At 24.0% G+C, this 23,921-nt stretch carries 17 protein-coding genes; 15 read left to right on the top strand and 2 right to left on the bottom strand.

Features of this window, described 5'->3' with window-relative positions; translation table 4 throughout:
• Positions 1–3: 3 nt before the first annotated feature.
• The 11 genes from T405_RS01280 (at position 4) to T405_RS01230 (ending at position 17,671) form a co-directional block, all read left to right on the top strand.
• The gene (locus T405_RS01280; RefSeq protein ID WP_036430311.1) at positions 4–2,217 is read left to right on the top strand and encodes an RNA polymerase beta'' subunit family protein; all 2,214 of its coding nucleotides are present in this window, start codon (positions 4–6) and stop codon (positions 2,215–2,217) included.
• Positions 2,218–2,351: 134 nt separating this feature from the next.
• A complete protein-coding gene (gene cypl / locus T405_RS01275; protein WP_036430310.1) occupies positions 2,352–3,524 on the top strand; it encodes an ABC transporter thiamine pyrophosphate-binding lipoprotein p37/Cypl in 1,173 nt (390 codons plus the stop codon).
• The gene (locus tag T405_RS01270; RefSeq protein ID WP_051619525.1) at positions 3,524–4,249 is read left to right on the top strand and encodes an ATP-binding cassette domain-containing protein; all 726 of its coding nucleotides are present in this window, start codon (positions 3,524–3,526) and stop codon (positions 4,247–4,249) included. The genes cypl and T405_RS01270 overlap by 1 nt, the downstream gene beginning before the upstream one ends.
• Before the next feature lie 67 nt (positions 4,250–4,316).
• Positions 4,317–5,879, top strand: coding sequence for an ABC transporter permease (locus T405_RS01265; RefSeq protein ID WP_156951219.1), 1,563 nt, complete (start codon positions 4,317–4,319; stop codon positions 5,877–5,879).
• Positions 5,880–5,987: 108 nt separating this feature from the next.
• Positions 5,988–9,635, top strand: coding sequence for a DNA-directed RNA polymerase subunit beta (rpoB, locus tag T405_RS01260; RefSeq protein WP_036430309.1), 3,648 nt, complete (start codon positions 5,988–5,990; stop codon positions 9,633–9,635).
• Positions 9,628–14,034, top strand: coding sequence for a DNA-directed RNA polymerase subunit beta' (locus T405_RS01255; protein WP_036430308.1), 4,407 nt, complete (start codon positions 9,628–9,630; stop codon positions 14,032–14,034). The genes rpoB and T405_RS01255 overlap by 8 nt, the downstream gene beginning before the upstream one ends.
• Before the next feature lie 61 nt (positions 14,035–14,095).
• Positions 14,096–14,614 carry a dUTP diphosphatase gene (locus T405_RS01250; protein WP_036430306.1) on the top strand — a complete coding sequence of 173 codons (519 nt, stop codon included), beginning with the start codon at positions 14,096–14,098 and terminating at the stop codon, positions 14,612–14,614.
• A gap of 18 nt (positions 14,615–14,632) precedes the next feature.
• Positions 14,633–15,823: an acetate/propionate family kinase gene (locus tag T405_RS01245; RefSeq protein WP_036430304.1), complete on the top strand. Its 1,191-nt coding sequence runs from the start codon at positions 14,633–14,635 to the stop codon at positions 15,821–15,823.
• Positions 15,813–16,226, top strand: coding sequence for a pantetheine-phosphate adenylyltransferase (coaD, locus tag T405_RS01240; RefSeq protein WP_036430302.1), 414 nt, complete (start codon positions 15,813–15,815; stop codon positions 16,224–16,226). The genes T405_RS01245 and coaD overlap by 11 nt, the downstream gene beginning before the upstream one ends.
• Positions 16,219–16,806: a ribosome biogenesis GTP-binding protein YihA/YsxC gene (gene yihA / locus T405_RS01235; protein ID WP_036430300.1), complete on the top strand. Its 588-nt coding sequence runs from the start codon at positions 16,219–16,221 to the stop codon at positions 16,804–16,806. The genes coaD and yihA overlap by 8 nt, the downstream gene beginning before the upstream one ends.
• Complete coding sequence (locus T405_RS01230) at positions 16,796–17,671, top strand: MAG1430 family protein (protein WP_036430298.1); 876 nt, start codon at positions 16,796–16,798, stop codon at positions 17,669–17,671. The genes yihA and T405_RS01230 overlap by 11 nt, the downstream gene beginning before the upstream one ends.
• Positions 17,672–17,744: 73 nt before the next feature.
• Here the strand turns inward: T405_RS01230 and tig are convergent, their stop codons facing one another.
• A complete protein-coding gene (tig, locus tag T405_RS01225) occupies positions 17,745–19,061 on the bottom strand; it encodes a trigger factor (RefSeq protein ID WP_036430296.1) in 1,317 nt (438 codons plus the stop codon).
• Positions 19,062–19,223: 162 nt separating this feature from the next.
• A complete protein-coding gene (locus tag T405_RS01220) occupies positions 19,224–19,751 on the bottom strand; it encodes a hypothetical protein (protein ID WP_036430294.1) in 528 nt (175 codons plus the stop codon).
• A gap of 93 nt (positions 19,752–19,844) precedes the next feature.
• Here T405_RS01220 and T405_RS01215 point away from each other — a divergent pair, with 93 nt between their 5' ends.
• From T405_RS01215 to T405_RS01200, 4 genes are all read left to right on the top strand, one after another.
• Positions 19,845–22,028: a HinT-interacting membrane complex protein P80 gene (locus T405_RS01215; protein WP_036430292.1), complete on the top strand. Its 2,184-nt coding sequence runs from the start codon at positions 19,845–19,847 to the stop codon at positions 22,026–22,028.
• Positions 22,028–23,269, top strand: coding sequence for a HinT-interacting membrane complex lipoprotein P60 (locus tag T405_RS01210; protein ID WP_036430290.1), 1,242 nt, complete (start codon positions 22,028–22,030; stop codon positions 23,267–23,269). Before T405_RS01215 ends, T405_RS01210 begins: the two co-directional genes overlap by 1 nt.
• Entirely contained in the window at positions 23,262–23,579 is a 318-nt protein-coding gene (gene hinT, locus T405_RS01205; protein WP_036430288.1) for a histidine triad protein HinT, read from the top strand. The genes T405_RS01210 and hinT overlap by 8 nt, the downstream gene beginning before the upstream one ends.
• Positions 23,580–23,725: 146 nt before the next feature.
• Positions 23,726–23,921, top strand: a 196-nt coding sequence (locus T405_RS01200; RefSeq protein ID WP_036430286.1) for a hypothetical protein, incomplete at its 3' end; no start/stop codon positions are given.

The following is a 23,921-nucleotide window of genomic DNA, read 5'->3' as shown; positions in this document are numbered from 1 at the left end:
ATTATGAAAACACAAAACTTCTTATTTACTAATAATAATTTTTTAAAAGATAGCAAATTAAACATTAATGACAGTAAAAATAATTTTGGTAAAATAACTAACTATAAAAACTTATTTTTGTTGCAAAAAGAAAATATTGATTTTTCTACATTTAATAATGATTGAGTTCTTCATTTTTTTGACAATAATAACTTAATTAAGTCAATTAAAAATAGCAAAAACAACGGTGTAAAAATATTTAACCTAAATGATAATTTAAATTTCTATTTAAACAATAACAAAGAAATAAATTTAAATACCTTATTTAATAAAATTAATGAAAATAAGATTTATGATGAAGGTTTTTTTGAAAAATTAAACTGAATTCTAAAAAATGAAGACATAACATTTAAAAATAGACTTTATAAATTATTAAGCGAACATTTTAATGATTTTATTTCAATTAATGAGTCATATAATCCGATTCTTTTTGAATTGCAAACAAAACTTAACAACAAAAAAAATGACTTAGCACAATCTATTGATAATTTTAATGAATTATTAACTGATTATGTTAATGAAACACTAACAAAACAATTTGATTTTCTATATTCTTTGGAAAATCTTATTTTAACTTTTTATTATGAATACAAATCAACTGAAAGAAGTTTTATTAAGAGTGATTTAAATTTAAACCAAATGAGATTCAAGTATATTCAAGAAATAAATCAAAAGTCTCTTTTTTTTGTAAAAAATAACATAAGAAAAAAGACAAATTTATTTGAAATTAAATATTTGGAAAAATATATAAAGGAAGTTAAAAAGAATACAAATTTAATATTTTTGAATTTAATAAGAACTCATAATTCTGATATTTTAAAGATTAATAAAACGATTTCTTATAATAAAAAAAATGGTATCTCAGATAAAGAAATAATAATTAATTATTTTTTAAAAAAATATTTAATTAAATATTTAAAAAAAATTAAAAACAAAATATATTTGTTTTCTAGTAATGATATTGAATATTTAAATTCATTAATAACACAAAAAACTCAATTATTAAACTATATGAGGTTTTCTTTTAAAATTAATAGTGATTCATCTTTTTTTATAAAAAATATAAAAAAAATAATTAATTCAGAATTTAGTTCTTATTTTTCATCTGTTTTTAATATAAATAAAGATAAATTAATTGAAATTAAACAGTATATAAGAAAGTTAAAAAATGAAAATAAAAAAATAAGTGAAAACATAATTTATTTTAATTCAAATAACGATTTTTATAATGATATAAATATAGTAGAAAAAAGAATTAATAATATATCAGCAGAATTAAAATGGAATTGAAAAATACAACATAACTTATATAATAATTCATTATTTAAGAAAAGAATTCAAAAGAAAAGAATAACAAACAATTTAGATAATTTTATAAAAAAAATAATGTTAATTAACAAAAAAATTAATAAAAACACAAAAATAAGTGATAAAAATAAAAAGACCAAAGAATTGAAATCAATAGAAAACTATTTGTTCTTTTTGAAAAATTCTTGAATTACTAGAATTATTTTTATTTTATATAAATATTCTACTTCAAACTTTGTGCTAACAAATAATGTTGTTAATAATATATCGACAATACATCAACTAATTTGAATCATAAAATTATCATCAATACCCTTGCTTGATTTAATATCTTTCGAGGACATTTCTGAATTAACTTCACTTAAATTAAATTTTATAAATATTCTTTTAAATAAAAGCACTTTTCTTTTTATAATAAACACAATTAATTCAGAAGTAAAACAAGAATATAAAAAAGAATTCTTGAGAATTTTAAATAATATAGTTGATTGAAAAAAAATTCCTTATATATGATTAGATAATAAAGAAGAAACATTGCTAAATAAATTTGATCAAATTTTTTTATCCAACGAGTTAAATTTAGAAAATTATAAGTATTTTGAATTTTTATCAAAAGAACAAAAAGAGATAAGTGAATCAAAGTCACTGCTTTTAAAAGAATTAGATATTACATTGCAAGAATCATATTATAATGAAAAATCAGAAATGCTTACTGAAGAAGATTATATTCTTTTTGAAAAAGAATGAGAAATATTTTTTTATGAGAATAAAAATATTTATGATTTGTCTTTTATGAATGAATATACGAAATTTATAAATAATCAAGAAAATAAAAATGCTCAATTAGAAGAAGATGAATTAATATTTTAGTATAATATAAACAAAGACAGGGGTACTTGCTTTATTATTTCACATTTAAGCAGGTTGAGAAATACTCTTATTAGCCGAACTAGATAATGCTAGCGTGGTGAGTCGTTTTTTCTTGTCTTTTAAGAAAGGAAAAAATGTTATTAAAAAAAATACTTAATTCTTTATTTTTGAGTTTACCTTTAATTTCTGTTGTTTCATTAACTTCTTGCAAAAAAGAAACAGAAACCAAACTATTAAAAATCAATATGTTAGCACCTTATATCTTAGGTGAATTTAATAATGAAACAGATTTTAAACTAGAATTAGAAAAAAGATTAAACAATGAAATTCAACAATTAGGAAGTGATTTTAAAGTTCAAATTAACTTCAAAGGTGATGATGATTCATATGAAACAAATTCAATAGATATTTTAAAAGGAAATGTCGATTTTGCATTTATCTCATCAGGTTATTTAATAAATAATAAGGATAGGATTAAGAAAAACAATTTAAAAGTAGGTATTCAAACACTTTCTAAACAATTTAAGGGTGATATTGAATATGACTTTAAAAATAAAGATAATCAAATTAATCAATATCAAGATGGTATAAATGACGATTTAAGAAAAATAGCTCAAAAAGAAAATGAATTATTTCATTTATATCCAAGAAGTACTTGAGAAGAAAAAAATAAATGAAATGGTTCTATCTATACAGAATTTTATTCTAATAAAAATGTTCCATATCAACGTGGTGTAATGGTTATATTAGGTTCTGAAGAAGAAAGAAATTTAATTAAAAAGGCTTGAGAAGATAAAAATCTCGAAGAATTCTTAAAATATGGATTAGTAGTCGGAAAACCAAGTTCGGGAAGTAAATATATTTTACCTGAAGCATTATTTAAAAAGCATTTTGGAAATAAATTTATTTCTTTTGCTTATTTAATAACAAAAGGACTAATAAAACAAGGTGAATTCAAACAAATGAATACGCCTAATTATATTGATTCAAGAATTTTCTTTGATAATGAGGGTTCTTATTCTTATACTAAATATAAACCAAATAGTGATAGATTTGAACTTTCAAGTGAAAGATCAAATCAAAAAATAGAGTACTTTATTACAACGGAAGTTTTACCTTATAATGTCGGTTTATTTAGTAATAGAATTCCAGATAGAATCATACGTATTTTTGGTTTAGCAATGCAAAATTTACGAAAAAATAATCAAGATATATGAGGTTCTCAACATGGCTTTAATGATTATAGATACATTCAAAATCAAGAAACAGAATTTTGAGATGTAATTAACAAAACTTTAGGTAAATAATGATTAAACTTAATGATTTAACATTAAAATATGATAATAGTATAGTTTTAAAAAATATCAATATAACTTTTCAAAAAAATGAAATAGTAGGATTGATAGGTAAAAGTGGTTCGGGAAAAACAACGCTTTTAAAAGCGTTGTTTGATTTTGATATTGTTAAATCAGGGAAAGTAACTTATAATTCTACTTTAATTAACAACAAAGTAAATAAAAAAGAAATTTTAGAATACAAGAATAAAATTTCTTATATTCAGGATGGGATTAATTTAATTGAGAATCTTGATTTTTTTAAAAATGTTCAACTATTTTATAAAAAATATAAAAATTGGTTTTATAAGACCTTTAAAATTTTTACAAAAAAACAAAAAGAAGAAATTTTTGATTTATGCAGTTGTTTTGAATTAACAGATTTAATTTTTACCTCCATAAATAAGTTGTCAACAGGACAAAAACAAAGATTTTCTTTAATTATAAATTTAATTAATAACACTGAGATTTTATTAGGTGATGAAATAACTTCGAATTTAGATTATATAAATTCTCAAAAAGTTTACGAATATTTGCAAGAATTAAAAAAAGAGAAAATAATAATTCTTTCTATTCATAATTTGAATGATGCTATTAAGTATACAGATAAAATTATAGCTATAAAAAATCAAGAAATAAAAAGTATACATTTAAAAGAAAATTACAATATAAAAGAATTGATGGATTATTTTGACTAGATATAAATTTAATAATATTCTAAAAACGAAGAAAGTAACTTTTTTTATATTATTTCTTTTTTCTATATTGATTTTATTTTATTTTTTATATAGTTTTAATTTTAAATTTTCTTCATATGGATTAAATTTATTTTTAAACTATATTACAAATTTATTTAAATTCCAAAGCGATGATTCAACTTCATTTAAAGAAAATTTATGAATTATAAACCTTAGACTTTTATGAATTACACTAAAAGTAGTTTTCAGTGGTTCTGTTTTAGGTTTATTCCTTGCCTTTATAACAAGTTATTTTAGTGTTTTAAATATAAGAAAGAAAAATTATATTTCTTTTACAATAAGAGTTTTAATAATCTTTCTAAGATCATTTCCTATTTTAATTGCAATTACATTATTTTCAAATATTTTTAAGGGACAACTAATAGCAACAATTATATTTTTCTATTCCACATGATTATGGATGCACAGATATTTTTGTGACATTATAGAAGCTTCTGATACAAAATCCTTTTGAATACATATAAATTTAGAGCAAAAAAGATTTAAAAGTTTTTGACTACATATTGTCATTAATAATAAAAATAAATTCATAATGCATAGTTTGATGTCAATTGAATCTAATTTGAGATGAAATAGCATTTTAGGTTCAATAGGAATAGTGGGAATAGGTTTTTTGTTCAAGTATTATGAAACAAAGTTTGAATTTTTAAGTATTTCAATACTTTATATAGTTATTTTTATTATGCTTTTTGAATTAATTTTATTTCTTTTAAACAAATACTTATTTGTAGGAATTTTAATTAATAAAGTTAATATAAACACAAACAAGTCACTTAAATATAATTATAAAAAAATAATTTATCTTTTTTTATTTTTAATATTGTTAATTCTTCTGTTTTGAAATTTGATTGATATATATGATTATCAAACAAATTGAAAATTATTGTGATTGTGATTAAAAGGTTTTTTGAATCCTAATTTTAGTGATATCTTAAACAAACCAAGTATTTATATGATTTATTTAGATGTATTTAAGTTAACTTATACTTCTTTATATATAGGTTCTATATTTGCTTTTTTTATTTCGTTATTTATGAGTGAAAAATTATTTAGTATTTATATATTTCTTCCATTTAGATTTTTTATAACTTTGTTAAAGACAATTCCAGTTATAGTTTATTACATATTATTTAGTACCTTTAGTGATGTTAATTTTGCTTTATTATCTAGTTTAATCATAATAATTTTTAGGACATTAAGCAAACAGTTTGCAGAAGTTATCAATAAAACGGATATCAGTATAATTAAACATTGAATTACTTTAGGTTATTCAAGATTTTTTATCTATAAAAATATTTTAATTATGAAAAATATCAAGGAAATTATTTCATTAATTGCTTTTGAATTTGAAGGTACATTTAGAAATGTTATAACATATGGGATTTTTGCAAACATAAATTTATATTTACTAGTGAAATCTTATGAAAAATTTGCTGAATACGGAAAAATTGTACCAATTTTTCTTCCTGCAATAATTCTATATTTCTTAACAGAAATTGTATATTTGTTTATTAAAATAAATTTAAAAAAGAAGATTTTGTATCTTTTTTTAACTAAAATAAAGCATTAAAAGTTAATTTATTTTAATGTTTCTTTTTATTCAAAGAAAACAAGAAAATTGATATAATTACAACACTATTTTATATATAAATATAAAATAATATAATCTGGAGGAAAAATGGATCAAAAAAAATATAAATATCGCCAATTTGGACCAAAAACAATAAGACGTGATTATTCAATTACAAAAAAATCATTGCCATTGTTTGATCTTTTAAATACAAGCAAAGAAAGTTTTGCTGATTTTATGAAAAATGGGATTGAAAAATCTTTAATGGAAATTTACCCTATTACTGCAGGTAAAATAAAAATCGAATATATTAAATCATCATTAAAAATAGATTTACCTTTTAAAAAAATAACTAGTGAAGGTGAAGAAATTAATAAATGTAAAGTTAAAGGAATGAACTTTAGTTCACGTATTTATTATGACTTAAGAATTGAAAACATTGAGTCTGGGGAATTAAAGGATGAAACTGTTTTATTAGGTGAAATACCTTATATGACTTCCGGGGGGAGTTTCATAATAAACGGTTCTGAAAAAGTTATAGTAAGTCAGTTAATCAGATCTCCTGGTGCTTATTTTGGGGTCGGAGTTCGTAACAAACAATCTGATGACTTATTCAACAAATTAGAAATTCTACCAAAAATGGGTTCATGATTTGAACTATCACATAAAGTCACTTCTTCAAATCTTGACACAGTTAAAGTTAAGGTTGATAAAAACAAAAATATATCATTATCAACATTTCTTGTTTCATTCGGATTTACACCTAAGTCAATGACTAAAATGTTTGGTGATAATCCTTTATTAGAAGAAACTCTTAAAAAAGACAAAATAGTAAGTAATAAAGAATTAACTCATGAAGAAATGATTAATTTAGCACAAGAAGATATCTTTAAAATTATTCGTAGAGGTGATAGAGATACAGAAGAAGCTAAAAAATCACTTTTATCAGGAATGTTATTTGATAAGAAAAGATACAACCTTTCCGAAACAGGTCGTTATATGTTAAATAAAAAATTGTCATTAGTAGATAGAATTACTAATACATATTTAGCAGAAGACATAAAAAACAAAGCAGGTGATATTTTATTAGAAAAAGGAACATTCATTGACTTTAAAAAAGCAAATGAAATTCAAGATTGATTCAATAATAAGGTATGTTCATCTGAAAAATTAGATGATGTAAATCCAGAACATGTGTATTACAGAGTTTATAAACCAGAAGTAGATAAAAATCATCCTGCAATCAATCCTGAACTAAAGAAACGTATTAAAGTAATTAAAATTAAAGTTTATCCATCTAAAAAATGAATGGAAACTAAACCAGAAATTCCAGTTATAGTAATAGGTAATGATCCAAGGTCTACTGAAGAGCACTTATTGATTTCAGATATTATAGCAGCTATTAGTTATTATTTTAATTTAACAAACGGTGTTGGTCAGGATGATGACCCTGATTCATTAACTAATAAGCGTATAGTTTCTGTTGGTGAATTATTAGAATCACAATTAATGATTTCACTAACAAAATTAGCTAAAACAACCTCTGAACGTATAGGAGCCAAAGACGCAAGTAAAGTAACTGCAAAAAATGTTACAAATAATAAATTAATAACAAACCAAATGAAGTCTTTCTTCAATACCTCAAAACTTTCACAATTTATGGATCAAATAAATCCGTTAGCTGAAATTTCTAACAAACGTCGTGTTACATCACTAGGGCCAGGTGGTTTAAGTCGTGATACTGCTCAATTCGAAGTTCGTGATGTTCATTCAACTCATTATGGAAGAATTTGTCCAATAGAAACTCCAGAAGGATTAAACATCGGATTGATTTTGAACTATGCGACATTTGCTCAAGTAGACAAATTAGGTTTTTTAAAAACTCCATATTACAAAGTAAATAATGGTGTTATAGATTATGAAGATCTTAGATATTTAACTGCATCAGAAGAAATAGGTTATTCATTTGCTCAATCTTCTGTTGAAGTCGATGAATCTAACAGAATAGTTTCACCTTCTTTAACTATAAGAAGAGACTACAACTATTTAATTGGTTCACCTGAGGATGTTGATTTTCTAGAAGTTTCTTCAAGACAAATGGTATCATTGGCAGCTGCAGGAATTCCATTCTTAGAAAACGATGATGCTAACCGTGCTCTTATGGGTTCAAACATGCAACGCCAAGCTGTTCCGTTAATAGAAACTGAAGCACCTTTAATTGCCACAGGAATCGAAAATGATATTGCTAGATATTCATCATATAATTTAGTTGCTAAAAATTCCGGGGTTGTTACATACGTAGATGGTTCAAAAATACATATTGAAAGACCAGGAAGCGATAATTTAAAAGGTATTACAGATAAGTATTCATTGAGAAACTTTGAAAGAAGTAATCAGGGAACCATTGTTCAACAAAGACCTATAGTTAAAAAAGGACAAAAAGTAGAAGCAGGCGATTTATTAACTGATGGCTCTTCATTTAAAGATGGTGAATTAGCATTAGGTAAGAATGTGTTAGTAGGTTTTACAACTTGAAATGGTTATAATTTCGAGGATGCTATTATTATTAATGAACGTTTAGTCAAAGATGATGTTTTTACTTCTATACATATTGAAGAGCAAATTATTCAATTTAGAAGTTCTAGAGCAGGGAATGACACTTTAACAAGAGATATTCCTCAAGTATCAAAATACTCAATAAGACACTTAGATGACCACGGTATAGTTCGTGTTGGTTCTGAGGTTTTACCTGGTGATGTGCTAGTAGGTCGTACATCTCCTAAAGCTGAAGAAAATCCTTCTCAAGAAGAAAAATTATTACAAAATATATTAAATGTGCGTTCTTCGAATACTAAAGACACATCATTAAAAGTAAAAAATGGTCATGGTGGAACAGTAATTCATGTTGAAGTTTTATCAAGAGATAATAATGATTTATTAGATGAAGGAATTGAAAAAATAGTAAAAGTTTCAGTTGCCCAAAAAAGAAAAATTAAAGTTGGTGATAAAATGGCAGGTCGTCATGGAAATAAAGGTGTTATTTCTATTGTCTTACCAGAAGAAGATATGCCATATTTAGAAGATGGAACACCATTAGATATAATGTTAAATCCTCAAGGTGTACCTTCACGTATGAATATAGGTCAAATTCTAGAATTACACTTAGGGATGGCGGCTAAGAAATTAGGTGAAAAATTTGTTACACCTTCATTTGATGGAGTTAAAAAAACAGATATTGAGAGTGCACTGATCGAGGCAGGGTTAGATAAATCTGGTAAACAAGTAGTCATCGATCCGATTACAGGTAATAAATTTGACAAACCAATTTCAGTCGGTATTATGTATATGTTAAAACTAAATCATATGGTTGATGATAAAATGCATGGTCGTTCAGTTGGTCCTTATTCATTAATAACACAACAACCACTGGGTGGAAAATCACAAAATGGTGGTCAAAGATTTGGTGAAATGGAAACATGAGCTATAGAATCATATGGTGCTACTAATGTTTTACAAGAAATTCTTACCTATAAATCTGATGATATTTTAGGTAGAAATGCATTATATAGTGCTCTTGTAACAGGGAAAGATTTACCTATTCCTGGGACACCTGAATCATTCAATGTGTTAAGTTATGAGCTAAAAGGTTTAGGATTAAAATTAGAATTTTCAAATAATAACAATGAAGAAGAGCAACTTACTGAATTTGATATGTTGCAGTTTGAAGTAGATACAATAGGAGGAGAGAATGAGTAGAAATTATTTTGATAAAGCAACAGGTATCAAAAAAATTATACTTTCTCTTGCAACAAGAGAAGATGTTGAAAAATGATCTTGTGGTGAAGTAAAAAAACCTGAAACAATAAATTACAAAACTTATAAACCTGAAAAAGATGGATTATTTGATGAACTAATTTTTGGTCCTGTAACTGACTATAAATGTCCTATTTGTAATACTAAATATAGAAAAACAGAAGAAAACACAATTTGTACCAAATTACCTCAGTGTGAAAAATATAAACCAGTTATCTTACCTAAAATTTCACGTAGAAGTAGAATGGGTCATATTAAATTACACAATCCTGTGGTGCATTTTTGATTTTTCAAAATAGACCATTCCATTATTTCGAAACTACTTGGCTTAAGAGTATATGATTCAAATAAACAAGTAACTAAGTCTGATTTAGAAAAGTTAATATACTATAAATCACATATAGTTTTAGAAAGTGGTAATCTTCAATCATTGAAAAAGAATACTATTATAGATATTAATGAAGCTGCAAAAATATATCAAGAAGTATTAGAAGAAATGCTCACTTTAGAATATGATGATCCAGAGATAAAAGAAGATATACAAGCAGCACTAGAAGAACTCATTGAATATGCAGAATCTGAAGACGGAAAAGCTTTTGGTATAGACTTTTACTTATATAATGAAATTATCGAAGAATATTCAAAAGCAAAAATTGGAACAGGTTCAAAAGCTATTGAATATTTATTGGAAAATATTGATTTAGAAAAAGAAAGAGATGCAGTTCAAAGTGAAATAGATGCAATTAACCTAGAACTAGCAGATCCAAAAAACTATACAAATTCTAAAATAACTGAGAGATCTAAATTATATAAAAGATTAACAATAATAAGTTCATTTATTCGTTCAGGTCAAAAACCAACTGATATGTTAATTTATAACTTACCTGTTATTCCTGCTGATTTAAGACCTCTTGTTCAATTAGATGGTGGAAGACATTCAACATCTGACATTAATGAACTATATCGTAGAATTATTATTAGAAATAACAGATTAAATAAATGAATAGAATCTGATGCACCAATGTTAATCAAGCAAAATGAATTTAGAATGATTCAAGAAGCAGTTGATGCACTTATTGACAATGGAAGAAAAAAACCTAATCCAGTTTCATCAAAAGACGGACAACCATTAAAATCAATTTCAGATGCTCTTGCAGGTAAAAAAGGAAGATTCCGTCAAAACCTACTTGGAAAACGTGTGGATTATTCAGGCCGTAGTGTTATAGTAGGTGGACCTAACTTAAAAATGTATGAAGTAGGGATCCCTCGTGATATGGCTGCAAAATTATTTGAACCTTTAATAATTAAAGAGTTAATCAAAAATGAAGAAACAGTAACTAGCGTTAAAACAGCTAAAAAATTAATTGAATCACTTGATTCAAAAATTTGACCTTATGTTGAAAAAGCAATAGAGGGAAGACCTGTATTATTAAATCGTGCTCCTACCTTACACCGTTTATCTATTCAAGCATTTTATCCTGTTTTAATCCGTGGAAAAGCTATTAAATTACATCCATTATCTACAACAGCGTTTAATGCTGACTTCGATGGTGATCAAATGGCAGTTCATGTTCCTATTTCTGATGCTGCTGTTAGAGAAGCAAAAGAACTTATGCTAGCTTCTAAAAATATTTTAGGACCTAAAGATGGTGAACCTATCATTAACCCATCACAAGACATGATTTTAGGTTTATACTACTTAACTATAGAAAAAAGTAATGCAAAAGGAGAGGGAAATTATTACTCATCTTTTGATGAAATGATGTTAGCGTATGAAAGAGGTTATGTTACATTACACTCAAGAGTTGTATTACCTTTAGATTCAATTAACAAACCAAAATTAGCAAAGAGAGTTAAAAAACCATATATTATTTCTACAGTAGGTAAATTTATTTTAAATAATGTTTTACCAAAAGATTTTGAATTTATTTTTGGTAAATACGTTGAAAAAAATTATAAATTAAATAACGATGGAACACAAAATATTGTAGAAAAAGAAGTTTTACACACTTCAGTTAAAGATATTGAAAGATATACATTATCTTATGGAGATAACTTTAAAGAAATTATCAATAGAATGGAATTAAATAATCCATTAAACAAAAAAGACATCGCTAAGATAATAAGAAAAATATATGAAGAATATGTTTCAATAATCAACATGGAAGATTTGGCAAAGATTATTAATGATACAAATTCAATTAATTGAGATTTTAAATATGAAGATTGTTTACACTTAAAAGATTTTAATAACGAACCAATTCCGTTAGAGCACGTAGAATTATTAGATGACTTTATTAAAGAAGAGTTCGAAAAACTAATTTATAAATACATAAAACAAAATTATCAAGGTGAATGAACTATTGATGATTATACAAATGTATTAGAAAATGTTTGATTTAAATATACTAATTATGTTTCAAGTGTTCTAGATAAAATTAAGGACTTAGGTTTTAAATATTCAACAATATCAGGAACAACAATTTCAATGAATGATGTTATTACATTACCATCAACTAAAGAAAAAATAGAAAAAGGTAATAAACATACTGAAAAATTGTGAGAATTTTTTGCAAATGGATATTTAACAGATGATGAACGTTATAATTTAACAATTCAATCATGATCGAAAATTAAAGAAGAAATAGAAAAGGATTTAAAAAATATAACAAAACAAGATATTGATAATCCTTTATTTATGATGATGACTTCTGGTGCACGTGGTAATGCTTCTAACTTCACACAGTTAGCGGGTATGCGTGGATTGATGTCAAACAACACTAAAGTTTTAAAAGCTGACGCTGAAAACGATCGAGTTGTTCGTTCAACAATTGAAATTCCTGTTAAATCTTCTTTCTTAGAGGGTCTGACTGCTTATGAATTTTACTCATCAACTCATGGTGCTCGTAAAGGATTAACAGATACTGCTTTAAACACAGCTAAATCAGGTTACTTAACTCGTAGATTAGTAGATGTAGGTCAAGGTATTGTTGTAAGAGAAGAAGATTGTGGTTCAGACTTTGGATTTAAAGTTAAAGCTATAAAAGATACAAAAACAAATACAATCATTGAATCGTTATGAGATAGAATTGAAGGTAGATATACAAATACAAACATATATGATAAAAACGGTAATATAGTAGTTAATGCAAATACATTAATAACTCCAAGTATCGCAGATTTAATAGTTAATGAACTGAAACTTGACGTAGTTGACATTAGATCAATTTTATCTTGTCATACAAGAAATGGTGTATGTAAACATTGTTATGGTAAGGACTTAGCAACAAATAGAGTTGTAAGTATTGGGGAAGCAGTAGGGGTTATAGCAGCTCAATCAATAGGAGAACCAGGAACACAACTTACTATGCGTACATTCCATACAGGAGGGGTTGCTGGTGTTGAAGATATTACTGGTGGTTTTGGTAGATTAATAGAATTAATTGATGCATATGATTTCCCATGAGGAAAACCTGCTGTTATTTCTAAAGTCAAAGGTACTGTAATTTCTATTGAACAAATCAAAACAAAAGATGGTCAAACAAGTGATAATATAGAAGTAAAAGTTAAAAAAGAAGTATCTAATTCAGAAGATACAACTATTGAAACATACCAAGGAAAACTTTCACAAAAACAAAGAGTTAAAATTGGAGATAATGTTATCCCTGGACAAAAGATTTTCGAAGGACCTATTATCTTAAATGAATTATTAGAAACAGCTGGTGCTAGATCAGTTCAAAATTATTTATTAAAAGAAACACAAAGACTTTATAGATTGCAAGGAATTACAATTTCTGATAAATATATAGAAATTATAATCAGACAATTGTTGTCAAAAATTATGATAACTGATCCTGGAGATTCTAAATTCTTTAATGGTGCTCTAATAGATACTTTTGTATATCAAAGAGAAAATGGAAGACTGCTAAGAGAAGGTAAAAAACCTGCTTTTGGTGAAGTCAAAATACGTGGTGCTAAACAAGTACCATTACTATCAGATTCATGACTTTCTGCAGCTTCATATCAAGAAACAGCTAAAATTTTAGTTAATTCAGCAGTAGGAAATAGATCTGATAAACTTGAAGGATTAAAGGAAAATATTATATTAGGTCATAAAATACCTGCTGGAACTAATTCTAATTACGAATTAAGAGGTAAATATGATATTCGTGATCCAAAATCATATTTCACTAATAAATATGACCCATCTAATCCTATGGATGAAGAAGTTAATGTTTTATCTGATGTTGATTTAAATGAAGTTATGGATATAACTTATGATGAACAAGTTGAATCAGAAAATTCATATGAAACAGACTTTAGTTATGATGAATACGAATAATTAAATTATCGCATTATGCGATAATTTATTTTTTATAAAAAAAGTAATATATAATATTAATATGGATTTAACAACACTATTTAAACTTCAAAAAAAATTAGATAAAAAGATAGATGAAAAAAGAAAAATAACACAACCAAATCTAACCGAACAAGAAGTTTTAGTCCAACGCGTTCTTGCTTTAATTATAGAAGCAGGTGAATACGTTAATGAAGTTCAAAGTTTTAAATACTGGAAGATGAATAAAAATGTTGATAATGAAAAAATTAAAGAAGAATTTGCTGATTTATTGCACTTTTTAATTAATCTTTCATATATATATGATGTTGAACCTATAATTAATCCTAAGGTTATTTCCAATAATATTAATGAGCAATTTCAAAACTTATTCATTGAAATTTCAAAACTAATGATTTTCATTAAAGAAAATCAAACTAGTTTAATTAAGAACCAAATTCACCAAATTTTTGAAATAGCATTAGGTAGTTTTATTGAATTAGGATTTACATTTAATGATATTTATGTATCTTATTTTTTTAAAAACCAAAAAAACTTTAAACGATTATATACAAACTATTAATAAAAGAAAGGAATTATTATGAATAAAATATTAGTTATAAATGCAGGTAGTAGTTCAATAAAATTTAGTTTATTTTTCAAAGATAATTTAAATTTAATTGCAAGCGGTATAGCAGAAAGAATTAATCTTCCAGGAAGTAGTATCACAATAAATTTTAGCAACTCCAAAAAAACATTGAATATTGAAATGAAAAATCATAAAGAAGCAGTAGAATCTGTTTATAAATTATTTGAAGAGGTCAATTTAATTCAAAATAAATCAGAGATTGAAAACATTGGTTTTAGAGTTGTTCAAGGTGGACAATATTTCAATAAAACAACCAAACTAAGTTCAAAAGAAATAGAATTAATAGATAAATGCTCAATTTATGCACCATTACACAATCCAGGAGCAATACAAGCAATAAAAGCATTTCAAAAAGTATTTCCAAGTGCAAAATTATCTGCAGATTTTGATACTGCTTTCCATACATCGATACCAAAAATTAACTATACTTATGCAATACCAAAAAAACTGACAGAAGAATATGGTATAAAAAAATATGGAGCGCATGGTATTTCACACGAATATATCACCAAAAAACTATCAACAATATTGAACAAAGATAAAGTTTCATTTGTGAATTTACATTTAGGTAATGGAGCTAGTCTTTGTGCTATAAAAGATTCTAAATCAATTGATACTTCAATGGGATTGACTCCGCTTGCTGGAATAATGATGGGAACTAGAAGTGGAGATATAGATCCATCGATTCATAATTTTATAAGTAAGCAAGGAAATATATCAATAGAAGAATTTACAAATATTTTAAACAATCAAAGTGGTTTATTAGGTGTTTCTGAGATATCTAGTGATATGAGAGATTTAACTAAAGCAGCAGAACAAGGAAATTCAGATGCCAAATTTGCTATTGATTTATACTGTCAAAAAATAGCAGATTATACTTCAATTTATGCAAATAAAATAGGTTATGAAATTGATGCTTTAGTTTTCACTGCAGGAATAGGAGAAAATGTAAGTCATATAAGAGCAAACATTATTTCTAAATTATTCTTTAAAAAAATCAAATTAGATTCAAGTCTAAATAATCAGAAAATTGAAGATTTTGCCTTAATTTCAACTCCAGATTCAGAAATTAAAGTATATGTAATAAGAACAAATGAAGAATTAGTAATAGCAAGAAATTCTAAGTTAATTTATGAAGAATAGCGCTATTTTCCCAGGTTCTTTTAATCCTTTTCACAAAGGTCATCTTAATGTTTTAATCAAAGCATTAAAAATTTTTGATAAAGTATACCTTGTAATAAGTCAAAATGAAAACAAAGAAACAAATAATTTTAAAGAAAATTATTTGTTAATAAAAAAAATGATTGGGAACTTAAAAAATGTTGAGGTTTTAATCAACCAAAATAAATACACTGCAGAACTAGCCAAAAACTTAAATGTTAATTTTATTATTCGTTCAGCTAGAAATAATTTAGATTATGAATATGAATTAGATTTAGCTTCTGGCAATAAATTACTAAATCATAATTTAGAAACTATTTTAATAATACCAGACCAAGAATACAAAACTTATAGTTCTACACTAGAAAGGACAAAAAATGTTTAAATTCATTAAATCCTCAAATAAAATAGAAAATTGATACAATCATCCAAATCCAGAAATTGCTTTTTGAGGAAGATCTAATGTGGGTAAAAGTAGTTTGATAAACAGATTAACAAACAATCATAAGATAGCAAGAGTTTCTAAAAAACCAGGTAGAACGCAAATGATTAATTTTTTTGAAAACTCTCAAAAAAATGTTTTTGTAGATTTACCTGGTTATGGTTATGCTCAACTTAGTCAATCTAAAATCAATGAAATAACAAAAATGATCGAAGAATATTTAACTAATAGAACTAATTTATTTAAAATATATTTATTAATAGACAGCCGCTTAGGTATAACTAAAAATGATGAAAATACTATTTTGTATTTACAAAGAATTAACTTACCTTTTGTCCTTATTTATACAAAGTATGATAAATTAAATCAAAGAGAAAGAAACATTTTAAACAATAAAATCAAAAATGATTTAGTAACATTTAATATTAATAAATATTTTATTATTTCTTCAGAAAATGGATTTGGAATAGAGAATTTAAAAAATGAAATTAGCAATGAATTTGGAGTTCAAGATGAAAAATAAATTTATTTATCTTTTATTTAGTATTTTTTTTAGTGCGTTTAGTATAACCTTAACAAGTATTATCCTTTTGTATAATTATAAAAAAAATACAAATAATGAAATAAAAAATGATGAAAAAAAAGAATTTGAATATAATGGATTAAAATTAAGTGATTTTAATTTCTATACAGGTAAAATAAACAAAGAAAATGAATTAGCAAGTGGTTATTCACAAAACCCAATTTTTAAAAGTAATTCAAACAATATAAACAATGAATATTGAAAAAAACAACTTATATTAAAGGAATTAAGAACACAAGAACAATTAAATAAAAATGATTTTTATTTAATATCAAATAATGGAACACCAATAAACATTTTTTTACCAGATTATAATATTAGTTTTAGTTCATATGCAAATGATATAACAGGTATTTTATATTTAAAAATAAATTTAGTACCTAAGGTAATTAATAAAGAAAAAACTGAGCATGAATACATATATGAAATTAGTGGTTTTAGAACTATAAATATTAATGATTTAGAACCCACTATGTTTATTAATAGACTTGATACAGATACTTCTGCCATTTCTAAATATAAGACAATAGAAAATATGAAAAATGAATATTTCTTAGTATCAAATGACGCTATTCAAAAAGAAAACTTTATAAGAAACATATTCCCTAGAATTTTAGTTTCTATCACTTCTAAAATAAATTATGAAAAAACATTTTTAGATTTTAATAATAATGAAATTATATTAAATGCTTATCTTGAACCTGTAGTAAATCAAGCACATAAAAATGATTTAACATTAAGGACACAAGTTTCAAACTCTGATAATTTCTTTTCAATAGTATCAAGAAAGATAAAATTTAGTTAAACGAAACGTTAATAAAGACTGACAAAAAGTTAGCCATCAGGCTAACTTTTTGTCAGTCTTACTGATAAGATAATTATTTAAGTGAAATAATATCTTTTGAAAGTTTATCAAATTCTTTAATTTTCTTAGAATTAATTTTCTCTAGTAGTTTTCTTGTAAATACTATTGTTCTAGCAGTTGCACTTAAATTCTTTTCGTCTGTGAATCCATTTTGTTTTAATTCTTCTTTAAATTTAATTAATTCTTCATCTTTTTCATTTATGTTTAATTGTTGAACTAATCAATCTTGAGCAAATGCTTTTTTTGCTTCATCTTCAGCAATTTTTACATATTCTGATTGAATATTTTCTTCAGTACTTTTAATTAATGCAAGATATTCTGTTCTTTTAATGCCATATTGCTTTAATGTTTTGTTAAATTCGTTTTCCAAATCTTTAATTCTTTTTGCTAATAAGTTTTTATGAATAATAGGGTTAGTTATTTTGTTTATTTCTTCTACCAAATTATTTTCCAATTCTGATATAGATTGAAAGAATAATTCAACTAATTTTTTGTTTACTAAAAATTCTTCAAATTCTTTAACTGTTTTTACATTTTCTATATTTAATTTTTTAACAAATTCTTCTGTTAATTCTAATTTAGAATGTCTTTTAATAGAATTTATTTTGACATTAAATACAGCTTCTTTATTTTGATATTCTTTAACAAAATAAGTTTCTGGAAATACAACTTTAATATCACCATTTCAACCTGTTGTTTTTCCAACTAATTGGTCTTCAAAACCAGGTATGAATTGATTTGAACCTAGAGTTAAATCAAAACCTTCTGCTTCACCACCTTCAAAAGCTTCATCATTGATAAAACCTTTGAAATCAATATTAACAACATCATTAAGTTTAGTTTTTTCTTTTTTATCAGTTAAAACTATGCTTGCACCACCTTCGTTAATGAATTTTTTAACGATTTCTTCTTTTGCTTTTTTATCTAATTTTGGTAACTTTATATCAGTTTTTAATTGGTCAAAATTAACTTTTGAATAATCTGGAAGTAGAGGAAAATCGTAACTTAAAATTAAATCACCATTTTCATTAAAATCTACATTAGTAGAGTAATAAGCATTTGCATTTAATTTCTTTTCTGTTATATATTTAACTACCTCTTGAAAAGCGGTTTTTGAATAAGTAGAAATTACAAAATTCATAACTTCTGTTTTGTTGGTGTATTGTAATAATTTTTCTTTTGGTGCTTTACCAGGTCTATAACCTGGCACCTTTACTTTTTTAGAAAAATTATTCATTTCCTTATCTAAATTTTTTTGAAATTCATCTTTAGACACCTTATATGTAACAACTAAAGACGAATTCTTTTTATCTTCTAAATGTGTAACCATTTTTCTCCTAAATTTACAATAAAATAATTTTAAATTGATATATAAATTAATTTAATTTTACAATATTTTAAGTATTTTTAAAGTATATGACAAAATTAAAGACAAACAAAAATTACTTTACTTTCACATTTATGTTAAAAAATGTTTAACATAAGTTAAATCTTAAATTTTGATATTTATATAAGGTAATTCCAGATTATTATTTTTTATAGTTTTATAATAGTTAGGATTGATATTTGTTATTGGTTTTATTTTTAATAATGCATTTGCAATATCAAAATAAATAAAAGCTCACACTTCAGGATTTTCAGAATATAAATTATCTATTAATTCATAAAGAAAATGCAATTTACCTTTATTTATATATTTCAATTTAGTTGTAGTTTTATTATTATTTAAATTGATATAACTACTAGGAATAAGTAAATTTAAATAAATTTTTTGGTTTTCAATTTCTATAAAAGGCAAACAAATATCAGACGCATATTTTTTTTGTATTTTCAAAAAATTAGTTTTGTAATTTTTTAATTTTATTAAAGTATTATGATTTACAATGACATTTATAGGTGGTTCAATTATTCCATCATTAATGAATTGATTTAATGAATGTTGAAATAATGAATAAACAAAATTTAATTTATATGCTAGTTCGTTAAATTTTTTTATTATTTCATTATTATTTATCTTCATAATAATTATTATATATAAAATAAAATAATGTTTTTGGTATAATTCAATAAATTTTTAATTTATATATTTTTTAAATAATTGAGAAGGTAAAATATGGCAAAAAGAAAAAAATCATTTTTCGAAAAACTTACAGAAGTAAATGATAATTTTGATGAAAAATTTAAAAAAACCTTAACCAAAAAAAAGAGAAATTGAATTAACATTTCTATACTAAGTACTTTAGGTATAGGAGTTATTGCTGGTATTTCTATACCTTTAGCTATAAATACAACTAAAGTTAATTATCAAGAACCAGAAAGTAATAATAAAACAATAATAGAATACAAAGATGGTGAAGGTAATTTATTATATTCAGCAAATGTTAAATTAATTTCTGATTTATTAAAAGATAACAACTTATTAAAAAAAGAAAAAATAAATGATTTATATCGCAGGTTAATATTTAAGTTGTATGAAGAAGAAGTTGATGCTTCAGAAACATATCAAAGGCTATATAATAATTCATTAACAGAATTTGAGAGTGTGCGAACAGATATTGCTTTAAAGTCACTAACAGAAGTTCGCAAAGATAAAATCAAATATTTAGAAGACCAAAGAAATAATGTTCGTCAAAATTATCCATTTGAAACTTTTGAAAATGTTTGAAATCAAAAATTACAATCTGATGAATTCGGAAAAAGTAAGACTTTTGATGAAGCTGTTGAATATTTAACATTTAAACAAGTTGAAAATGATGCAAAAAGAAGATATGAAATAGAGATTAAACAACAAGATTTAAGTTTTATAAATAGAACTGCAAAAAGAGATATTTTCAAACAAGATAACAATGGCAACTTGATTAAAAACGAAAAAGACGAACCAATAGTTTTATTTTCAAAAGATCAAAAAGTTTTTGATTTTTACAAAGAAAATGAAACTTACTATACAGATTCATCTATAGCAAGTAGGGTTATAACAATAACAACTAAATCTTTTATTCCTGAATTTAAAAATGTAAATAACTTAGTTTCTGGTTATTTTAATAAATATAATTTAAATTTAGCAACTTCTATAATCTTACCAGGTGTTCAAAATAATAATGATTTAACTCAACCATTTACTTTCGATAAAGATAATGCAAAAGATAAATTAATTCATTTATTGCAATATTCAGTTGATAAGAAATCAGATGGTTCCCCTGTTTTAAATTCAAATTTAGATATTTTAAAATCATTTAAAGAAGCATCATATTATTCTTTAATTCAAGAAAATGAAACATATAAAGATTATGAGAAAAGAAAAAGCAATTATCAACTATATTTAGGTGCTTTAACTACAACTAATTCAACAAATTTAGGAACTAAAGGTCTAACAACATTTGATGAATTATTAAAAGATGATATTAATACCGCAATAGGAACACAATACCAAGAAATTTTTGAAAATAATGATAATAAATTACCTGAAATAGATTTAAATAAAATATTTAAACTACCTAGTGGAATAAATAATGAATTAGAATCAAAAATAAAAGAAAAATTAGAAAAAGCAAAAGAAATCACAAATACAAACGATTCAAGTAAATTTAATGAATTTGTTGAAGAAATTGTGCAAGTTAACAAATATATTAAACAATTAATTAATGGTATGTCTAATTTAGAATTTAATAATTACATAAAATCAAACTTTAATAATAATTTTAATAAAGAATTTAATACAAAAAGTCTAACATCATTTGCTTATAATGTAAAAGACATGCCAGGGAATTTATTAATTCCTTCTTCTAATGGTTTAGTTTTATTGAAAAATAAAAACATTTTATCATTACAAGAATTTAATGATTTTATAAAGAGTGATTTAATCAATATATTAAAAGGAAATGTTTCTTACTTTAAACTAAATGAAAAATTATCTAAAACTTTATCAGAAGAAGAATTTATAGATGAAGTTTTAAAAACTCAAAAATATAAAGAATTTTTATTAGAAGTAGAAAATCCTTTTAGTCAAAGCAAAGAAACAAAATTTACTGAAAATGATATTAATGAATTATTATCGATTGCAAAGTCAATATCAATAGGAAAAAGCAAAACAAATAATTTATCATTAATAACAAATATAAACAATTGAATTAAAGAAAAATACAATACAAAAACATCAATGAACATTATTTTTAAAGATGGAGAACTTAAAATAGGTTATTATAACAAAACAAATAATGAATTAATTTTAAGCGAAAAAAATGCATTCGATTTAATACAAAATATAATTGATACAAAATTAAGTAAAGGAGAAAAATAATGAAGAAAATATTTAAATTTATTTTCACTTCTTTTCCTTTAGTTACAGCATCAAGTATGGCAATTTCTTGTGGAAGAAATGTAGATACACCAGAGAAAATAGAGCAAGCACAATTGTTTAGTAGTTCTAATTCTAAAGAAAAAATAGAAACACTGTGATTAGAAACAACGCTTAAAAAAATAAATAATATTGAGTTAAATACTGATTTATTAGAAAATAGTGATTTTGTTCAAAAAGCATTCCAGGCATATAGTACATACGTTGATTTTAAAAATCAATCAGATTCTTTATATATGTCTAAAGAAGTAAACAAATTATTATCCGATGGTTCATTAAGTTCTTCAGAAATAAATACTTTAAATACACTTACATTAAAATATAAATCTACTCCAAATATTGAGCAATTTAAAATTTTATTTAAAAACGAATTATCAAATGTAAAAACTCAAACACTGAAATTATTATTAGTTTCTAGTTATTTTGATTTGTCAAAAGAAGAAGAAATTAAAAAAGTAGCAAACGATTTATATACAAAAAATAAAGACAATTTTGATCTAAAAAATTATTTATTAATAGATTATTTAGTTGACAAAAAACTTGTTCAACTATGAGAATACTCAGATAAAAATACTTCTGATTTATTTACTAGTTCTCATAGAATAATATCAAATCTAAATGATTACAATAACATTGCATTACAAACTTATTCAGAAGATAAATTTATTAGTCAAAATTTATTGCTTACAAATAATTCTTTCGAAACAAAAATGTTTGGATACCAAGGAATCAAAAATATTTCATTTAATTTAGATAATTCTATTAATACATTAAAACAAATCAAAAATGCTAGTGATTATAGTGGTTTTTATGATTATGAGAATAATAAACTAATTCAAGTAAATGATAATATGAATTTAATTACACCTATTAAAATCACTAATAATAATTCAAGTATTCAAATTGCTTATATTAACAGACTTTTACCTATAGGAAAATTAATTACTGTAGATAATCCAGACAAAGATAAAGAAGGTCAACCTAATCAAATTCAAAAAACGATACTAACCTTAGAAAATACACCATTTATGAACAATTTAATTAAATTACAAGTTTTATTATCTTTAAATGATGATACTTTATACAATAAAGCATTAGATTCATTTGTTATGTTAGGATATAAATTTGTAATTTTAAATGATACTTTAAAAAAATCACTTGAAGGAGTTAAGTATATTGACTAGTATTTTTACTAAAATAATTAATAGAGAAATTCCATCAAAAATATTATATGAAGATGAATTGGTGATTGCTATTTATGATATAAATCCAATCCAACCAGGTCATTTCTTGGTTATACCTAAAAACCAAGCAAATAATATGCTAGAAAACTCAGAAGAAGACTATCTATATACACTTAAAATAGCAAGAAATCTCGCAAAACAAGAAATGATAAAAAATAATTACTCAGGTTTCAAACTATTAGCAAATACAGGTAAATCTGCAGGACAAGAAATATTCCACACCCATATTCACATTATCCCTTATAAATAAAATGTGAAAAAATGTGAAAAAAAACAAAGTTTTAAACATTTTTATGTAAAAATAAAGGTGGACAAAAAAGTTAACATGGCAATGTTAACTTTTTTTAACACCTTTGAGGGGGTATACCCCCTCAAAAAAATCAAAAAAGGAGAAGTATGTCAAGGCATTTAAAAGCAGAAGAGTTTTACAAAATATATCAAGAATATAAGAGCACAGGGATACATGGGGCTTTGAAGATGTTGTTTAAAATTTCACCAAAAGTTCAAAATAACAAAAAGAAGAATAATGTTTGAAGAATTAAAAAAATTATTAATCATTATAATTTAGGTATGGAAGATTTATTAGTGACTA

It is taken from the genome of Mycoplasmopsis felis ATCC 23391 (genome assembly GCF_000701865.1).
Classification (GTDB): domain Bacteria; phylum Bacillota_I; class Bacilli_A; order Mycoplasmatales; family Metamycoplasmataceae; genus Mycoplasmopsis; species Mycoplasmopsis felis.
Note: the sequence above shows the minus strand (reverse complement) of the source record. Positions and strands in the feature narration are given on the sequence as shown.